General features: G+C 54.7%; 17 protein-coding genes. 9 read left to right on the forward strand and 8 right to left on the reverse strand.

Features of this window, described 5'->3' with window-relative positions; all coding sequences use genetic code 11:
* The first annotated feature begins 5 nt into the window (after nt 1-5).
* The 5 genes from WBP50_RS08355 (at nt 6) to WBP50_RS08375 (ending at nt 6,618) form a co-directional block, all read left to right on the forward strand.
* Entirely contained in the window at nt 6-1,169 is a 1,164-nt protein-coding gene (locus WBP50_RS08355) for an exo-beta-N-acetylmuramidase NamZ family protein (RefSeq protein WP_423933329.1), read from the forward strand.
* 21 nt (nt 1,170-1,190) lie between these two features.
* Nucleotides 1,191-2,606, forward strand: a complete 1,416-nt coding sequence (locus WBP50_RS08360) for a sodium:solute symporter (RefSeq protein WP_423933332.1) — start codon at nt 1,191-1,193, stop codon at nt 2,604-2,606.
* Nucleotides 2,607-2,668: 62 nt separating this feature from the next.
* Nucleotides 2,669-5,851 (forward strand): PAS domain-containing hybrid sensor histidine kinase/response regulator, encoded by a 3,183-nt coding sequence (locus WBP50_RS08365; protein WP_423933335.1) that lies wholly within the window; start codon nt 2,669-2,671, stop codon nt 5,849-5,851.
* On the forward strand, nt 5,848-6,207 hold the full coding sequence (locus WBP50_RS08370) for a response regulator transcription factor (RefSeq protein ID WP_423933336.1): 360 nt from the start codon (nt 5,848-5,850) through the stop codon (nt 6,205-6,207). The genes WBP50_RS08365 and WBP50_RS08370 overlap by 4 nt, the downstream gene beginning before the upstream one ends.
* Before the next feature lie 153 nt (nt 6,208-6,360).
* Nucleotides 6,361-6,618, forward strand: a complete 258-nt coding sequence (locus tag WBP50_RS08375; protein WP_423933338.1) for a bacteriochlorophyll c-binding family protein — start codon at nt 6,361-6,363, stop codon at nt 6,616-6,618.
* Nucleotides 6,619-6,696: 78 nt separating this feature from the next.
* Here WBP50_RS08375 and WBP50_RS08380 read toward each other — a convergent pair whose 3' ends face one another.
* The gene (locus WBP50_RS08380) at nt 6,697-7,395 is read right to left on the reverse strand and encodes an SDR family oxidoreductase (RefSeq protein ID WP_423933341.1); all 699 of its coding nucleotides are present in this window, start codon (nt 7,393-7,395) and stop codon (nt 6,697-6,699) included.
* 184 nt (nt 7,396-7,579) lie between these two features.
* Here WBP50_RS08380 and WBP50_RS08385 point away from each other — a divergent pair, with 184 nt between their 5' ends.
* Together WBP50_RS08385 and WBP50_RS08390 are read left to right on the forward strand one after the other, a co-directional pair.
* Nucleotides 7,580-8,935, forward strand: a complete 1,356-nt coding sequence (locus tag WBP50_RS08385) for a pentapeptide repeat-containing protein (protein ID WP_423933343.1) — start codon at nt 7,580-7,582, stop codon at nt 8,933-8,935.
* Nucleotides 8,936-9,007: 72 nt separating this feature from the next.
* The gene (locus tag WBP50_RS08390) at nt 9,008-9,241 is read left to right on the forward strand and encodes a hypothetical protein (RefSeq protein WP_423933345.1); all 234 of its coding nucleotides are present in this window, start codon (nt 9,008-9,010) and stop codon (nt 9,239-9,241) included.
* Between the two features lie 15 nt (nt 9,242-9,256).
* On the opposite strand, the gene WBP50_RS08395 is transcribed toward WBP50_RS08390, so the two are convergent.
* The 3 genes from WBP50_RS08395 to WBP50_RS08405 all read right to left on the reverse strand — a co-directional run bounded on the left by WBP50_RS08395 (nt 9,257) and on the right by WBP50_RS08405 (nt 11,921).
* On the reverse strand, nt 9,257-9,553 hold the full coding sequence (locus WBP50_RS08395) for a hypothetical protein (RefSeq protein ID WP_423933348.1): 297 nt from the start codon (nt 9,551-9,553) through the stop codon (nt 9,257-9,259).
* A 158-nt stretch (nt 9,554-9,711) separates the two neighbouring features.
* Nucleotides 9,712-10,896: a TRC40/GET3/ArsA family transport-energizing ATPase gene (locus WBP50_RS08400; protein ID WP_423933438.1), complete on the reverse strand. Its 1,185-nt coding sequence runs from the start codon at nt 10,894-10,896 to the stop codon at nt 9,712-9,714.
* Nucleotides 10,897-10,994: 98 nt separating this feature from the next.
* Complete coding sequence (locus WBP50_RS08405) at nt 10,995-11,921, reverse strand: tetratricopeptide repeat protein (RefSeq protein ID WP_423933349.1); 927 nt, start codon at nt 11,919-11,921, stop codon at nt 10,995-10,997.
* Nucleotides 11,922-12,196: 275 nt separating this feature from the next.
* On the opposite strand from WBP50_RS08405, the gene WBP50_RS08410 reads away from it, so the two are divergent.
* Together WBP50_RS08410 and WBP50_RS08415 are read left to right on the forward strand one after the other, a co-directional pair.
* Nucleotides 12,197-12,697 carry a septal ring lytic transglycosylase RlpA family protein gene (locus WBP50_RS08410; protein ID WP_423933352.1) on the forward strand — a complete coding sequence of 167 codons (501 nt, stop codon included), beginning with the start codon at nt 12,197-12,199 and terminating at the stop codon, nt 12,695-12,697.
* A 112-nt stretch (nt 12,698-12,809) separates the two neighbouring features.
* Complete coding sequence (locus tag WBP50_RS08415) at nt 12,810-13,250, forward strand: septal ring lytic transglycosylase RlpA family protein (protein ID WP_423933355.1); 441 nt, start codon at nt 12,810-12,812, stop codon at nt 13,248-13,250.
* A 6-nt stretch (nt 13,251-13,256) separates the two neighbouring features.
* Here the strand turns inward: WBP50_RS08415 and WBP50_RS08420 are convergent, their stop codons facing one another.
* From WBP50_RS08420 to WBP50_RS08435, 4 genes are all read right to left on the reverse strand, one after another.
* Nucleotides 13,257-13,970 (reverse strand): class I SAM-dependent methyltransferase, encoded by a 714-nt coding sequence (locus WBP50_RS08420; RefSeq protein WP_423933357.1) that lies wholly within the window; start codon nt 13,968-13,970, stop codon nt 13,257-13,259.
* Between the two features lie 21 nt (nt 13,971-13,991).
* Nucleotides 13,992-14,582: a TIGR00730 family Rossman fold protein gene (locus WBP50_RS08425; RefSeq protein ID WP_423933359.1), complete on the reverse strand. Its 591-nt coding sequence runs from the start codon at nt 14,580-14,582 to the stop codon at nt 13,992-13,994.
* Between the two features lie 80 nt (nt 14,583-14,662).
* Complete coding sequence (locus WBP50_RS08430) at nt 14,663-15,424, reverse strand: SDR family oxidoreductase (protein ID WP_423933361.1); 762 nt, start codon at nt 15,422-15,424, stop codon at nt 14,663-14,665.
* Between the two features lie 209 nt (nt 15,425-15,633).
* On the reverse strand, nt 15,634-16,158 hold the full coding sequence (locus WBP50_RS08435) for a four helix bundle suffix domain-containing protein (RefSeq protein WP_423933363.1): 525 nt from the start codon (nt 16,156-16,158) through the stop codon (nt 15,634-15,636).
* Between the last annotated feature and the right edge of the window lie 72 nt (nt 16,159-16,230).

Raw genomic sequence — 16,230 nt, forward strand, 5'->3', positions numbered from 1 at the left:
CAACCATGATAGCAACCGGTCTGGATATCCTGCTCGACAATATCGGGCAGTACCGTCAGAGAAACATCGGCATGATCGTGAACCAGACTTCGGTAACCGCCGATCTCTGTTACTCGTGGGATGTACTCAGGGAAAAAGGGCTGAACATCCGACGGATTTTTTCTCCGGAGCACGGTCTTTTCGCCACCGAGCAGGACCAGATCGCCGTCGGCTGTCAGCCGGTGCCCGGCATCGAACTTGCAAGCCTTTACGGCAGCTCCGCCGAAACACTGATACCCGACGGCAGCATGCTTGAAGACCTCGACCTGATCCTTTTCGACATTCAGGATGTCGGCTCGCGCTACTATACCTATGTCAACACGCTGGCACTCTTCATGGAAGCTGCTGCCGGCAGGGATCTGGAGATCATGGTGCTCGACCGTCCCAATCCTCTTGGAGGCGCCATCGTTGAGGGGCCGCTGCTCGATCAGGCATACCGATCTTTTGTCGGGATATTTCCCGTTCCGGTCCGTCACGGCATGACACCCGGAGAACTGGCCCTGCTCTACCGCGACTGGAAAAAACTCGACGTCCGGCTCACGGTTCTCGGCATGAGAGGGTGGCGGCGCGACATGCGCTTCCCTGAAACCGGACTCCCCTGGGTACCTCCTTCGCCGAACATGCCGAGCGTTGAAACCGCTGCGGTATATCCCGGAATGTGCCTGTTCGAGGGGCTCAATGTTTCGGAAGGCCGGGGCACCACAACCCCTTTTCAGCTCTTCGGAGCGCCATTCGTTCGCCCCGACGATCTGATGGAGCAATGCAAGGGACCTGGATTCGAGGGACTCCGCATGAGGCCGACATGGTTCAGGCCGACTTTCCACAAGTTCAGCGGCTCGGTTATCGGCGGCATCTGGCTGCACGTCGCCGACCACGACAGGTTCAGGCCTTTCGCCGCCGCCGTTGCCCTCACGGCCGCACTACAGAAGCTTTATCCCGACGACCTGCAGTTCCTCGGCGGCATTTACGAATTCAACGACACCATCCCGGCCTTCGATCTGCTTGCCGGGAACAGCGCCATCCGCACCTCGATACTCGACGGATGCGACGCCGCTTCGCTGATCGCATCGTGGGAGACCGACGAACGAACCTTCACCGAAACAAAAAAGCACTACCACCTTTATCAATGACGACCTGAAAACCCACTCTCCATGCATGCTGCCGATATTGCCATCGTCATCCTTTTCCTTGCCGGAAATATCCTGCTCGGCCTCTGGCAGGGCAAGAGCAACAAGAACACCGGAGACTACTTTCTCGGCGGCCACAAGCTGCCCTGGGTCGTCGCCATGCTCTCCATTGTCGCGACGGAAACATCTGTACTGACTTTCGTCAGCGTGCCGGGACTTGCCTACAGAGGCGACTGGACCTTCCTGCAGCTGCCTCTCGGCTATATCCTGGGCCGGGTGCTGGTAAGCTCTTTTCTCCTGCCGATGTACTTTAAAAACGGCGTCAGCTCCATTTATGAAATCATCGGCGAGAGATTCGGCACCGGCATGCAGAAGCTTGCCTCGGTCGTCTTTCTTGTAACCCGAATCCTCGGCGACGGCGTCAGGTTTCTGGCTACCGGCGTTGTCGTGCAGGTTGTGACCGGCTGGTCGCTTCCGGTCGCAGTACTCCTTATCGGTGCAGTAACGCTGATCTACACGATTTCGGGCGGCCTGAAAACCGTAGTCTGGCTCGACAGCATCCAGTTCGGGCTCTACCTCCTCGGAGGCATCATATCCATTGTCTTTATCCTGCTCCAGCTCGATGACAGCTTGCCGCAGATACTCGGCTCCCTTGCGGCTGCAGGAAAGCTCACCATGTTCAACATGAGCGGCGACCTGCTTTTCAATCCCATGGCTTTCGGCGGCGCCTTTCTCGGAGGCGTGTTTCTCTCCCTGGCATCTCACGGTGTCGATTACATGATGGTGCAGCGGGTACTCGGCTGCAGCGACCTCGGCTCGGCACGAAAAGCCCTGATCGGCAGCGGCCTTTTCGTATTCGTGCAATTCATGATCTTCCTGCTGGCAGGATCGCTCATGTATCTGTTCATGCAGGGCGCCGTAACCGAAAAGGACAGGGAGTTCGCCACGTTTATCGTCGACTACCTGCCGTCCGGACTCAAGGGTCTGCTGCTGGCGGGCATTCTTTCAGCCGCAATGTCCACCATAGCATCCTCGATCAACTCCCTTGCCGCATCGACCGTTACCGATCTGATGGGCGGACGGGCGTCGCTGAACCTCTCCAGAATCATCAGCGCAGGATGGGCTGCCGTGCTTATCGGAATAGCCCTGCTGTTCGACGAAAACGACAAAGCAATCATAATGGTCGGTCTTGAAATAGCATCCTTTACCTACGGAGGGCTGCTCGGCCTCTTCCTGCTCTCGAAAAGCAAACGGAACTTTCATCCCGCAAGCCTGGCGTCAGGCCTGCTTGCAAGCATGGGGATAGTCTTTATCCTGAAGATGAACGGAATCGCCTGGACCTGGTACATCATCATTTCGGTCTCCGTCAACATTCTGATAACCCTGCTTGCCGATATCCTGATCAAAAGCATCAAACCTGAAATGAATGCAAAGTCCTGATTGCGATAATGACGGCATATCGTATCTTTAAAAAAAAGAGCAGCCCATAAGCCGGAACCCCTGTGTCAGAGCGCAACAAAACAAAGGCTGAACTGCAGGACGAGATAGCCTCGTTGAAAAAGCAGCTTTCGCTGTGCGGCAACAGAGCTGACCGACAGGATGATGCTGAAAAACCCCTGATCGGGCTCAGAAAAAACTTTTTCGCCTTTGTCGAGCACGCCCCCCATTATCTGGTGGTCGTCGACCCGTCGCACGACGGCGGTCCGGCCATAGAAACCGCAAATCCTGCCGCCTGCGCCATACACGGCTTTACGGAGAAGGAACTGAAGCATCAGCCCTTCACCTCCCTCTTTGCCCGGCATCACCGGAAATTCGTGACGGAACAGATCGGCCGGGCCCTTTCGAATAAGCACCGGCCGTTCGAATGCGACGCTCTCCGGAAAAACGGCTCTACCTTTCCGGTAAGAATAACCACCGAAATGGTCACCGAAAACGGACGACAGTTCGTTTACGCCATAGAGCACACCCTCATCGATCAGAAAAACGCCGAAGAGGCTCTCCGCTACTCGGAAAGGCAGCTGGCGAACCTGATGGACAACATCCCTGGCATAGCCTATCGGTGCAGAAACGACCTGTTCTGGACCATGGAATTCATCAGCAACGGATGCCTTGCCCTTACCGGATATCCCGCTGATGACCTGATCCACAACCGGAAAAAGGCATTCACCGATCTGGTTCATCCCGATGACCTCCCGGGAATCTCGACGGCGGTCGGAAAAGCCCTGAAGAAAAAAAAGCCTTTCGAAATCGAGTACCGCATCATAACCGCTGAGGGTTCGACAAAGCATGTCTGGGAAAAAGGGCTCGGCGTTGAGGAGCCCGGTGAAGGAATCTTTCTGGAAGGATTCATAACCGATATAACCGAACGAAAAAACGCGGAAAACGCAAAAAAAGCTTCCGAGGAGAGATACCGCTTCCTTTTCGACAACATGTTCCTCGGCGTAGCCATCACCAATGCAAAGGGAAAAATCCACGTCGCGAACAAGGCTCTGTGCAATATCGTAGGCTACAGCCAGGAAGAGATCGTCCGGCTTAATTCCCGACAGTTTTATGTGGACCCCGACGAACGTGATCGCCTCATCGCCCTGTTGCGGAAAAACGGCATTCTGGAAAATTTTGAAACCCGTATCAAAAGAAAAAACGGGAAGCAGATATGGCTGCACTACAAGGTCTACCCCTTCGACTACGAAGGCGAAGCTGCCTTTTTCATCACCTGCATCGACATCACGGAGCGAAAACAGATCGAACTGCAGCTTCGCAAACTCTCCGCCGCCGTGGAACAGAGCCCGATCTCCATCATCATCACCGATAAAGAGGGCGATATCGAGTATGTCAATCCGGCCTTCGTCAACACAACGGGATACCGGGCCGGCGAGGTTGCTGGCCGCAATCTGCGCATGTTCAAAACCCCTGAACGGCCCGATGAGTACTACCGGAACATCTGGAAAACCATTTCGGAAGGAGCTGTCTGGCAGGGGGAGTTCCACAGCAGGAAAAAGAACGGCGAACTCTTCTGGGAAAAGACTACCATTGGCCCGATTACGGAGGCCGGAGGAGAAATAAGCCACTTCATAGCCCTGAACGAGGATATAACGGAAAAAAGGAGCATCGAGCATGCCCTGCAGCAGAGCGAGGAAAAATACCGGAAGCTCGTCGAGGGTTCGATTCAGGGGGTAATCATCGCGCAGGACGACCCGCTGAGGATTTCCTATGCCAGTCAGCCCATGGAGGCGATCACGGGTTACACTCCAGAGGAGCTGGTCGGCCTGAGTGCCCGGCAGGTCTCCGACATGGTTCACCCTGAAGACCGCGACATTTTTTTCGCGCAGTTCAGAAAACGGCTGGCGGGAAAGAAAAAGAAGCCTCGCAGAGACTACAGAATCCTGCACAAAAACGGCAGTTTCGTCTGGGTTGCCGTTCACAGTACCGCCATCGAATACAACCGGACTCCGGCAACGCAGACGGTATTTCTCGACATAACCAATTACAAGAAAGCGGAAACGCAGAAAGAAAAACTCGAGGAACAGCTTCGCCAGGCCCAGAAACTTGAAACCATAGGAACCCTCGCCGCAGGAATCGCTCACGACTTCAACAACATTCTCACCCCGATCCTCGGCTATGCAGAGATGGCCAAGCTGAGAATGATCGCATCGGATCCGAACAACCAGTACCTTGACTCGATCGTCAAGGCTGCCCACAGGGCAAAAAAACTCATCGCACAGATACTCACCTTCAACAGGCAGGCCGCCCAGCAGCAGAAACCCGTCAGCCTTCACCCCATCGTCACCGACGTGATGTCGCTCCTGATACCGTCAATCCCGGCAGGGATATCCGTACGCCAGCTCCTCTCAGTCCCCTGTGCGGAAATTCTCGCCGATCCCGAACAGATGCATCAGGTCGTCATGAACCTCTGCACCAATGCCGTTCAGGCGATGCAGAAAAAGGGCGGAACGCTGACCGTCGGACTGAAGCCCGTCCACTCTACCCTCAGGATGGCAAAAGCCTGGCCGGGGCTGAAGCCGGGGCAGGAGTATATCCGCCTGACCATATGCGATACCGGTATCGGGATCAGCAAGAAAAATCTCGAACGGATTTTCGAGCCTTTTTTCAGCACGAAACCTCCTGACAAGGGAACCGGACTCGGCCTGTCGGTTGTTCACGGCATCATTCAGAGTCACCACGGGACCATCACCATTCACAGCAAACCCGGCAAGGGAACCGCCGTTCACGTCTACTTTCCCCTGGGCAACCGGAACATCTGCAGTGAAAAACCGGAAAACGCCGTCGCCGGCAGCGAAAATGAATCTATTCTGGTGATCGACGATGAAACGGCCGTCACCGAAACCATCAGCCACATGCTCGACCAGCTCGGCTATCACGCCGTAACCGGCAACGACAGCGTCCAGGCGGTAACCCTCTTTTCGGAAAATCCCTCGGGCTTCGAACTGGTCATCACCGACCTTTTCATGCCGGAGATGAACGGTTTCGACGTTGCAGAAAAAGTCCGCGCGGCACAACCAGGCGTCCCGGTCATCATCATCGCCGGCAATGACAAGGATATCGACCGGGAACAGCTGCGGCTGTCCGACATCAGTACCGTGCTGGTAAAACCGGTTGCGTTCAGCGAACTGGCCGCAGCTGTCAGAAAAGCTCTCTATCAGAACCTCTCCGGAAAAACATCATGAACGTCCTGGTGATTGAAGACGATGCGGACATCAGAAACATGATCAGCCTGATCCTGGCTGATGAAGGGCACTCCGTCGTGGAGGCGTGCAATGGTCTTGAAGGCACGAAGCAGCTGAACTGCAGGGGACCTTTCGACCTGATCGTTACCGACATGCTCATGCCCGAAAAGGAGGGCATTGAAACCATCAGAGAGGTAAAAAAACAATCTCCCGCAACGAAAATCGTCGCCATCTCGGGCGGAGGAATATGCATTCCGGAAAACTACCTGAACCTCGCCCTGATGATGGGCGCAGACGCATCTCTCTGCAAACCGTTCGGACGGCAGGAGCTGCTCGACATCATCAGAAACCTGTAAAAACAGGGTCGATTGACCGCCCGTGCGGTCGATAAAAAGCCTTTGGCAGTCGAGAAATATTTTTTTACTTTGAAAAAAGCGCCTGCCGGATGTTGACACTGCAACAGGATGCGGTCGGGACAATCGATATGCAAACCACTAAGAACAGAAAAAATGAGCAATAATTCAGGAGCATTCGTTCAGGGTGCCGAAGCATACGGGAGGTTTCTGGAGGTGTTCATTGACGGCCACTGGTGGGTTGTTGGCGATGCCCTGGAAAACATCGGCAAAACCACAAAACGGCTTGGAGCCAATGCATACCCTCATCTTTACGGTGGCGGCGGAGCATCCGCAGGGCTGAGAGGCTCTTCCCCCGACACGTCGGGATATGCGGTACCCAACAAGGATGTCGAGCGCAGGTTCAAGGACTGATTTCGCTGCAGAAACAGATTTTCCGGATTTCAATAAAGCCCTCCACTCGGAGGGCTTTACCGTTTCAGCCATGCTGCACTAACCCGCCAGCCTGTCGTAATACCGTTCGAGACTCTCCTGAACCTCGCCGGATTCGCTGATCACCTCGAAGGTTCTGTTTCGGGCCTTGCCATTCCACAGCGAAAGCACAAGCAGTTCGGCAACATCGGAACGGTTCGTCCACCCGTTCCATATCCGGTCTCCCTCATCCACGTGAAGCCTGAACATGAGTGGCTCCCCATCCTTCAGCCCTCCCGGACGGACAATGGTATAACTCCGGCCTTCACGGGAAAATACCGATCTGACATGCTCTTCGGCAGCATACTTCATGGAAAGCACCCCTGCAAAAAGATTCAGGGGGTGGTACCATTTGGTTACCGCAATGGAACTGACCATGGCAAAATGCGTCACGCCAGCCTTCAATGCCTCGTCGGCAAGCCGGATAACTCCATCCCGGTCAACCTCCTGCGGCGATGCCTCTCCGAAAAAAGAACTCGATCCAAGAGCGGAAATGACGGCGTCGCAGCCCTTTACAGCGGCGGCAATCTCCTCCGTATTCTGCACATGTCCCACGGCAACCTCGACACCGCTGCCGAACATCGCGGCTTTTTCGAATGATCTCACAAGTACGCGAACCGGAATACCATAATGCTGCAGACGCTTTACAACCCACTGTCCGGTTTTGCCTGTCGCTCCGGCAACAAGCACCCTGCCTTTATATGATGACTTTCCGTCCATAATTGAAGCTCCTTTAATGAATCCAGATAAATTTTATCCGTATATTATACAATCACCATTCAAAGAAGAAAGTTTCACTACTTACCGGCATTTTCCTTACTTTTACCGTAACCATAACCCTTATCACCGCACGAACGCAGCGACTGACAGCAAGACGCATCGTTCGGGCATCAACACTCCCGGCATGAACCTGAAACGCTCCCTTGCGCAGGCTTTTCTGCTTGCGGCCTGCTTTTGTACCGCTCCGACTCCCGGCCTGGCTGCCGATCCCGAGGCAATAAAAATGCTCATCAACAACCGGGAACAATGGCATGCCGCACGGCAGTCCAATCCCGGAAAAACCATCGATCTGAACAAGGCAAAACTGGATGACGCCAACCTCGAAGGGGCAAATCTCAGCAACGTCTCGCTGGTACGGGCGGAACTGAGCGGAGCAAACCTCAACAGGGCTAACCTGCAGCGAACGAATCTCTCCATGGCCTTCATCAAGAAAGCCGACATGAAAGAGGCTGATTTAAGCGGAGCGTCTCTCGTCAAGGCGAATCTCAAGGAGTCGTTCATGAAAGGAGCCTCTCTCAGCAGGGCTAACCTGCAGGGAGTCAACCTCAGATGGAGTCAGCTTGAGGCCGCGGATCTTTCCGGAGCTAACCTTGCCGGTACGGTTCTTTTCGAAACCAATCTGCAGCACTCGAATCTGAAAGGCGCCAATTTCAAGGGCGCGCAGTTCCTGGACACTGCCGACCTCAACGGAGCCTCGGTTTCCGGCAACACCATCACCGCTTCCGGCGATAAAGCGACGAGATCCTGGGCCTCCATGCGCAAGGCCCGCTTTGTCAGCGAACCCGAAACCGCTCCGCCGGTCTACCTGACGCCCCCCGAACCGGTATACCTGTCGGATCAGCCGGAAGATGACGGAACCTCTGCGAAAAACCGTTCAGGAAGCGTAAAAAACGCACCGCAAAGCAGGGAAAAACAGCAGGCGCTCCTTATTGACGACGTGGAGACATGGAACAGCATGAGATCCAAAAATCCGGAACTGCCGATAACCCTCAAACAGGAAAAACTGGAGAATGCCAGGCTCAGGGGAGTGAACCTGCAGCAGGCATCGATGGCAGGATCGGATTTCGAGGATGCCAACCTCGACGAGGCGCTTCTCAACGGCGCGGATTTCAGCGGATCGAATTTCCAGAAAGCCGACATGAAAGGGGCAAAACTGCAGGGAGCAAAGCTCCAGAAGGCAAACTTCGACCGGACATTCCTCAGGGAAGCCGATCTGAGCAATGCAGATCTGACAGGGGCAAACCTTTACGGAGCGATGCTCGCAGGGGCCAACCTGCGCGGCGCCGATCTTAGCGGCACCTCGCTCTTCGACGCCGATTTAGAGGGTGCCGATCTTTCGGGAGCCATACTCAAGGGCGCCAACATGATGGACACAAACCTGAAGAATGCCATCATCACTCCCGAAACCATACTTCCTTCAGGAAAAAATGCAACTGCAGACTGGGCCATTCCGAAAGGAGCGATTTTCAGGAAACCCTGAATACCGGAAACGGGCGGCCGACTCCCGGCCGCCCCCCCGACCAGAAAGAAAAAAGCTGAAAAAATTCCGGTTATGGCAAATATTCTCGTTTCGAGCTACTACAGCAGATGGGACATTACCGAACATGAAGGGCGCATAGCCTTCTATGACTCGGACAACCAGCAGATAGAAAACAGGGTATTCAAAGACCCTGCTGAATTTCAGGTAGTTATCAGCATGCTGCGTCATGACGCTCCGCTCTGGTACGATACCGAAGCACATCATCTTCGTGCAGGAACCGAACCGGCCGGCGATGGTGAGGAGTGAAAATCTGTCGAGCCGCTATTTCCTGATCTCCGCCAGTTGCGGAAACCGTTTGCGGTACATGAGGTGCTGAAAGATGTCTGCCTTGCGGATATTGGGATCGCCGGCTTCAAGCCGATGTTTTTTTCCGGTACGGGTGGTAACCTCTATGGTTCCGTCATTATGTACATCCGTTACCTTCCAGAACTTGTCCACCACATAATGATACTCCTCTCCGTGTTCGAGAGGATAAACCTGCCTGGCTCTGGGACCCGGGCAGAACGAACTTTTCGGCTTGTGGTAGACAATGGCATCGCCAACCCTGAACTGCGTCATCTTGACCTCCTCTCCGGCATAGACATCCGGCTGCTTGACTGCGTTGAATGATAGTGAAACCCTAAACTTTTAATTTACAATCGATAACCGATATTCAAAACAGTTTGTCGCTTCAGGAACCGCAATAATGCGGTTTATTGTACGATAACCGTCCGTTTTCAGGGTTTTTCGGTAAAGCGGATCACCAGACGCTCGCCCTCCATTTCCGCACCGTCCGTTTTCAGTGTAGCCAGCGACTGGGGAAGCACCATATTGCGCCGGTGATTCCCGATCCGGATATTGAGCTCGTCCCCGCTCTTGCTGAGCTGTATCTGCTCTTTGGGTATTCCGGGCAGATACAGCTCGAGAGAAAACCCGTCCGCAACCTTCAGCACCCGTAAGGTCTGGTTATGGTAGTATACCTGTGATGGGTCCTCCCCGTCCGGATAGAGAAAATCCCTGAGTTTTTCCAGCGCATCCATACCGCAGATTTCACGGGAATAAAGCGGCACCTCCTTGACCGGCAGGGGGCTGAAACTGTCGATAATCTCCTGACGGTAGATTGCCTGGTTCGCCTTCCAGTAAACAAAATAAGGATCGTTGACCTCGGGCGGGATGATTCTGTTGGCGATGACCAGATCGACGGAGATATTGTAGAGACTCAGGTAAGCATGCGCACGCAACGACTCCTTGATCACCATTTTTTCAGGGTTGGTAACAAGCCGTACGGAGGTAACGGTATTATCGGTAAGAATGCCGCCGAGCGCCGCTATGTTTTCATAGAACTCATGGGGAATCTGCATCAGCGCCTTGTCGGGAAGCGAAAACCCCGCAATCGGGCGAAAAATCGGTTCAACGAGTGGCCGAAGATAGAGCGCGACTTTTTCCATCGGCCTGTAAAACCGGCGCATGTACCAGCCGGTCACTTCCGGAATGCTCAGAAGTCTCAGAGCCGTTCCGGTAGGCGCCGAATCGATGATCAGCACATCGTAGCTCCCCTCCCGGTGGTGGCGGAACACCCTGACAAGCCCGAAAATTTCATCGGTTCCCGGCAAAATAGCCAACTCATCGGCCTGTACGGCATCCAGCCCCCGTGCCTGCAGCACCTCCGTGATGTAACGCTTTACCGCCCCCCAGTTCTGTTCGAGTTCCTGCAGCACATCGAGCTCGGCAGCGTAAAGGTTCTCGGAAACTCTTACCGGTTCATGCCCGAGAGGCATATCGAAGCTGTCGGCAAGCGAATGGGCAGGGTCGGTGCTCAGTACCAGCGTCTTGTAGCCGAGTTCCGCACAGCGAAGCCCTGTCGCAGCCGCCATGGATGTTTTGCCGACGCCGCCTTTGCCGGTCATGAGAATAAGACGCATAGGCACCTCACAGCAATCGTTACCAAGCGTTAAACACCGTTTGCTATAACCGGCAGCGTCATATAAAAAGTTTACCGGCAGCGAGGACCGGAAGAAGCCTACTTCCCCAGCGCCCTGAGCGCCTGGATGGAAAGCGTATCGCCAAGACTGGCGGCCTTCTGCATATCTTCGATCGCTCCGCCGGCATCTCCCAGCTGTTTTCTGGCCAGCCCTCTGTTGTAATAGGCTTCGGCGTTCTCCGGTCTGATCTGAAGAAGCCGGTTCATATCGTCAATTGCGCCCTGGTAATCGCCAAGCGCAGCCTTCGTACAGGCTCGGTTGTTGTATGCCTCGACCAGCCCGGTATTGAGAATCAGCGCCTTGTTGTAATCTTCCAGGGCGCCCTTCAGATCACCGCTGTTCGCCCTGGCGTTGCCGCGGTTGTACCATGCTGCGTCATATCCCTGGTCCCGTTCGAGAGCGAGCGAGAAATCACTGATGGCTCCTCTGTGGTCGCCACTGAGGCTTTTTGCAAGACCCCGGTTGTTATATGCGCCGGCAAGCTGCGGACTGAGCTGTATCGAGCGGGAGTAATCTGCAATAGCTCCCTTGTAGTCGCCAAGTGCCGATCTGGCCGTGCCCCGGTTATTGTAGAATTCCGGGATGGCAGGGTCAAGCGCTATCGCTTTTGAAATATCGGCGACTGCTCCCCTGAAATCCCCGAGAGCCGCACGGGCAAATCCCCTGTTGTTATACGCCCCGAGCAGTTTCGGATCGAGATCAATCGCTCTGGTATAATCGGCAAGAGCCTGTCTGGCATCGCCTCCAAGGGATTTTGCGAGTCCCCGGTTGTAATACGCTCCAGCATTTTCGGGATCGAGCATGATGGCTCTGCTGAAAGAATCGATGGCCTCCTGAACGTGCCCTTGTCGTCCAAGTCCGATACCCAGCTCAATGTACTCATCTGCGGTCTCGGCGACCACGGTGGTCGTATGCAGCAGCAGCGAAACAGCGGCAACAATGGATGCCCTGTGAATAATATTCATTTTTTTTAAAAAAAACCCTTATCAATCTCCTCTTTACCGGCATGGTAAAGTAACAAACCCGGACGAAAAACCGACCGGATTTCTGAGGAAAAATGCCATTTATGCCTCCGGAAAGCACCGCTATCAGCGGCTTTAGTGCCTTATTTGCATCTTTAAAATATTATTCTCTATATTTAGTGTTGTCAAAACAATGAATACTAAATGAAATTTTATTCAATTTACCTGTTCTTATTGTCGATCTTGTTTAAGGGACAGAGTGCTAAACCTTAGCATTTATGAGACATGAAAAAAAAATCTTCTCTTTTTCGATCTATGGCGTACTGACCTGTTTACTCTTTTCCGCATGCCAGACAAGCATGCCTTTTTCGGGTTCATCAGACCAGCTCGAATCAGCAATTCATTCCACAGCTTTTGCCGACTCCCGTCCTGAGGGCAGAAACAAAGCCCAAAGCTTTCTTCTGGTTTCGGAAGGAAAGGCATCATATTACGCAAACCAGTTTCACGGTAAAAAAACAGCAAACGGCGAAACGTTCGACATGAACGAACTGACCGCCGCGCATCCTTCCCTGCCTTTCGGTACCCGCGTAAGGGTCACCAATCTCCGAAATGGCAAGGATGTCATTGTGCGCATCAACGACCGCGGTCCTTTTATCAAGGGAAGAATAATCGATCTTTCGGCAGAAGCAGCCAAAGAGATCGGCCTGTTCAGATCCGGAACCGCCCAGGTGCGCGTGGAAGCCATCAATAAACAAATCGCGGACGCATACTCCGGATAGAGAGCATTTTCAGAAACCTGCACTGCTATCGAGCATCGCGCCGCTCTCCAATTGCCTGAAAGGCTGCCAGGAGAAGCGGAGCGCTCGGTACCCGGCAGAAAACAACAGGATCATGCGGCAAACGTTCAAATTCCCGTCTGCGTCAGCCACGGCAATACTGCTCGTTCTGGTCGCACTCCGCCCGGCTACCTGCGGTGCTGCCGAACCTGTTTTTCAGTCCGAAACACCCGCGACCACGGCTGTTTCCGGCAGCAGCGGCATGCTCGCTTCTGAAGGCCGGGCATCCTATTATTCCCAGCGCTTCCACGGAAAAAGAACTGCAAGCGGAGAACGCTTCAGCGTACAGGACTTTACCGCCGCACACCGCACCCTCCCTTTCGGAACCACGGTCAGGGTAACCAATCTCGACAACGGGAGGGAAGTTATCGTGCGAATCAACGATCGCGGCCCATACCTCAGAAGCCGGATTATAGACGTCTCTCCCGCCGCGGCAAGAGAGCTCGGCCTGCTCGGCAGAGGCACGGCATCGGTACGGATCGTGGCCGTGAACTGATATACGCTATTTCCCTTTCCTGAAAACCATCACCAGCGCGGCTGAACGCTCCCTGCTGAACGCCTTGCCGCCGAAAGCGCCGTAACTGCCCGTACAGATAAAACCCGCTCGCTCGTGAAGCTGGCGGTACCTGCCGGAAGTTACCGGATAGAGAGCGAACTCTTCGCTGAAAACCGCCGCATCCCCCCTTTTGAGCGAAAACGTGAACCGCACCTGTTCCTGCGTTATATCGCTGTACCGGCGATGAAAGGTCATCTCTCCGCCATCAAGCGTTTTTACCGGAAACAGGAACTCCCTCCGATCGAGCATCTCCTCCCAGTTCACGACCTGCAGCACCCAGCATCCACCCGGAGCGAGCAGGGTGTACATCTCTGCAATGAACCGCTCCAGTTTGCCGGGAGACAGGTGGGACAACACGTTGCCGATGGAATACGCCAAACCGAAAGTCCCCTGAAGAACACCGGCATCGGCCATGTCCATGCAGTGGAACGAGGCCTGCGGATAGGATGCCTTGGCCGCTCCGATCATCCGGCTGTCGAGATCGATCCCCACGGCGGCAAAGCCGTCACGGGCAAATCTTCCGCAGTAATGGCCCGGACCGCACCCGATATCGAGTACAGCGCCGTCGGCCCGGGCATATCCCTTCAGGAAATCGTACACCTCCTCCCTGAACGGAAACACCTGCTCGTAATAGGGGGCGAATTCGGAATAGAACGACACGGCGCTACCGGATAAGATTGATCAGGCCTCTTTTTTTCTGTCTATCCATTTATCGAGGGCAACATGCTCGTATGCGGCGATGCGATCGATGAGCCGGGCGCCATCCGAATCGACAATCAGGCTCCTGTAATGCTCATCCTTGACAAACCGCTGTTCCACCATGAACTCGAGAAAGGAAAACAGGCCCGAATAAAAACCGGCGACATTCAGGAATGCGCAGGGTTTCCGGTGAAAACCCAACTGCGTCCACGTATAGACCTCGAATATCTCCTCAAGCGTGCCGATACCGCCCGGCAAAGCCACAAAGGCGTCCGACAGGTCGGCCATCATCATCTTCCGCTCGTGCATCGAGGAAACGCAGCGAAGCTCGGTAAGGTTTTTGTGGGCGACCTCTTTTTCCAGAAGTCTCCGGGGTATGACGCCGGTTACTCTCCCGCCTGCATCGAGCGCACCATCAGCGACTGCGCCCATCAATCCCACATTGCCGCCCCCAAAGACAAGTTCGATGCCGCGAAGGGCAAGAAGCCTCCCGAATTGCGTCGCGGCAGCGATGTATTCGGGAAGAATACCGGGACTTGATCCACAGTAAACACAAATCGACTTAAGGTTCATCTTCTTTTCCGGAATAACCGTTTCTCCCGATTCAGCCGGCCGAAAGCGGCCGAAGAGACCGACAACTATGCAGCTCGCCCTTAGGGATAATCCTGGCGTGTCGGCCGCACGACGACATCGCTGAAATGCACATGCGGCGGCTGCGATACGATCCCGTGAATCGCCCGGGCCACATCCTCTCCGAAGAGCAGCGGACCGAACCGGTCGTGAAAGGTATTGACCAGATCGTCGGTATAGCCCGCCACCGACTGAAACCCGCTCACCACGATGCCAGGCGCCACCAGCGACACCCGTACGCCTTTCGGGCCGATTTCGCGACGCAGCCCCTCGGCAAGGGAGTGCACGGCGAATTTCGTAGCCCCGTACACCGCACTGAAAGGCGAAATCTGACGCCCGACGGTGGAACCGACAACGACGATATCGGCGGCTTTTCCGGGAAAGCGCCCTTCCTGCATGGCAACCATCCTGCGGGCGGCCTTCTGCAGAAGCAGCAGCGCTCCGGTCACGTTGATGTCGAGCACCTCCCTGAACTCCCCGAGGTCGGCATCCTTCACCGAACCGCCGAGTCCGCGCCCTGCGTTGGCCACCACGATGTCGGGCTCCCTGCTGAACCTCGCCCCGGACGCTGCGAACAGCCGGTCGATCACCGCCTCATCGGCGGCGTCTCCGGCCACCGCGCAGAATACCCTGCCGAGCTCGCGCTCAAGATCGGCCAGTTTTTCCGCATTGCGTCCGCTGCCCACGACCCCGTAACCGGAAGCCGCGAACAGGCGCGCCGTCGCCTCACCGATGCCGGATGTGGCTCCGGTTACAATCGCTATCCTTTCATACTGCTCATTCATGGTGTGTATTGCTTGATACGTTACTGATATCATTTATATATACGCAGGCAAAGCAAAAAAGCAATCCGTGAAGGGCTCATGGATTGCTTTTTTACGGGGACTATATGGCGGTTGCGGACCATGAGGCAGTAACTTACAGGTCATAGGAAAAACTTTCGGGTACCGAAGGGACATAAAGGGCCTAACTGTCTTTATTCCGTTTTCGGGCATTATGCCTGCGCTCCCCGCAGACCGCCATCCTCAGGAAATGAGTGCTCCTGCTGCTCCAGTTGCCTGTCGAGCAGAAATGTCGTGACCTTTATCAGTCCCATCACCACATTTGCGGAAATTTCCGGATCGGCATGCTCGATTCCCTTGCGGAAGGTCTCGTAATCAGCTCCCGGCTGGCCGTTCAACTCCCGCATCCGCTTTGTGTACGGATGCCCCTGGGGCCACTCCTGCAACCCTTGCATCCTCAGAAAATCGCGGTAATCCTCGAGCAGTTCCTCCAGACTTGCCCGGGCGACACTGGTCAGTCTGATCTCCGTCTCCTTCGACGCACCCGGTGCCTGACTGCCCTCGACGATATTCTGCTTCCCCGAACGGGCAGCCTGCACCATCCGGTCGATGGTTCGATCGGGCCTGAGGAAAAACCGGTTGCAGAAATACACGGTGGCATCGTAGACGATCTGTGCCTTTTTGCGGGACAACTGGTTATGATAACAGTCCTGCGGGGGAATGAACGAGCCGGTCATAAAGAATTGAATATGCTGTTTTATTGAATGCAGGGACATAACGGACATAAGGGACCTGAATATCTCAACTTA

Source organism: Chlorobium sp. (assembly GCF_049593655.1).
In the GTDB taxonomy this organism is placed as follows: Bacteria; Bacteroidota; Chlorobiia; order Chlorobiales; family Chlorobiaceae; genus Chlorobium.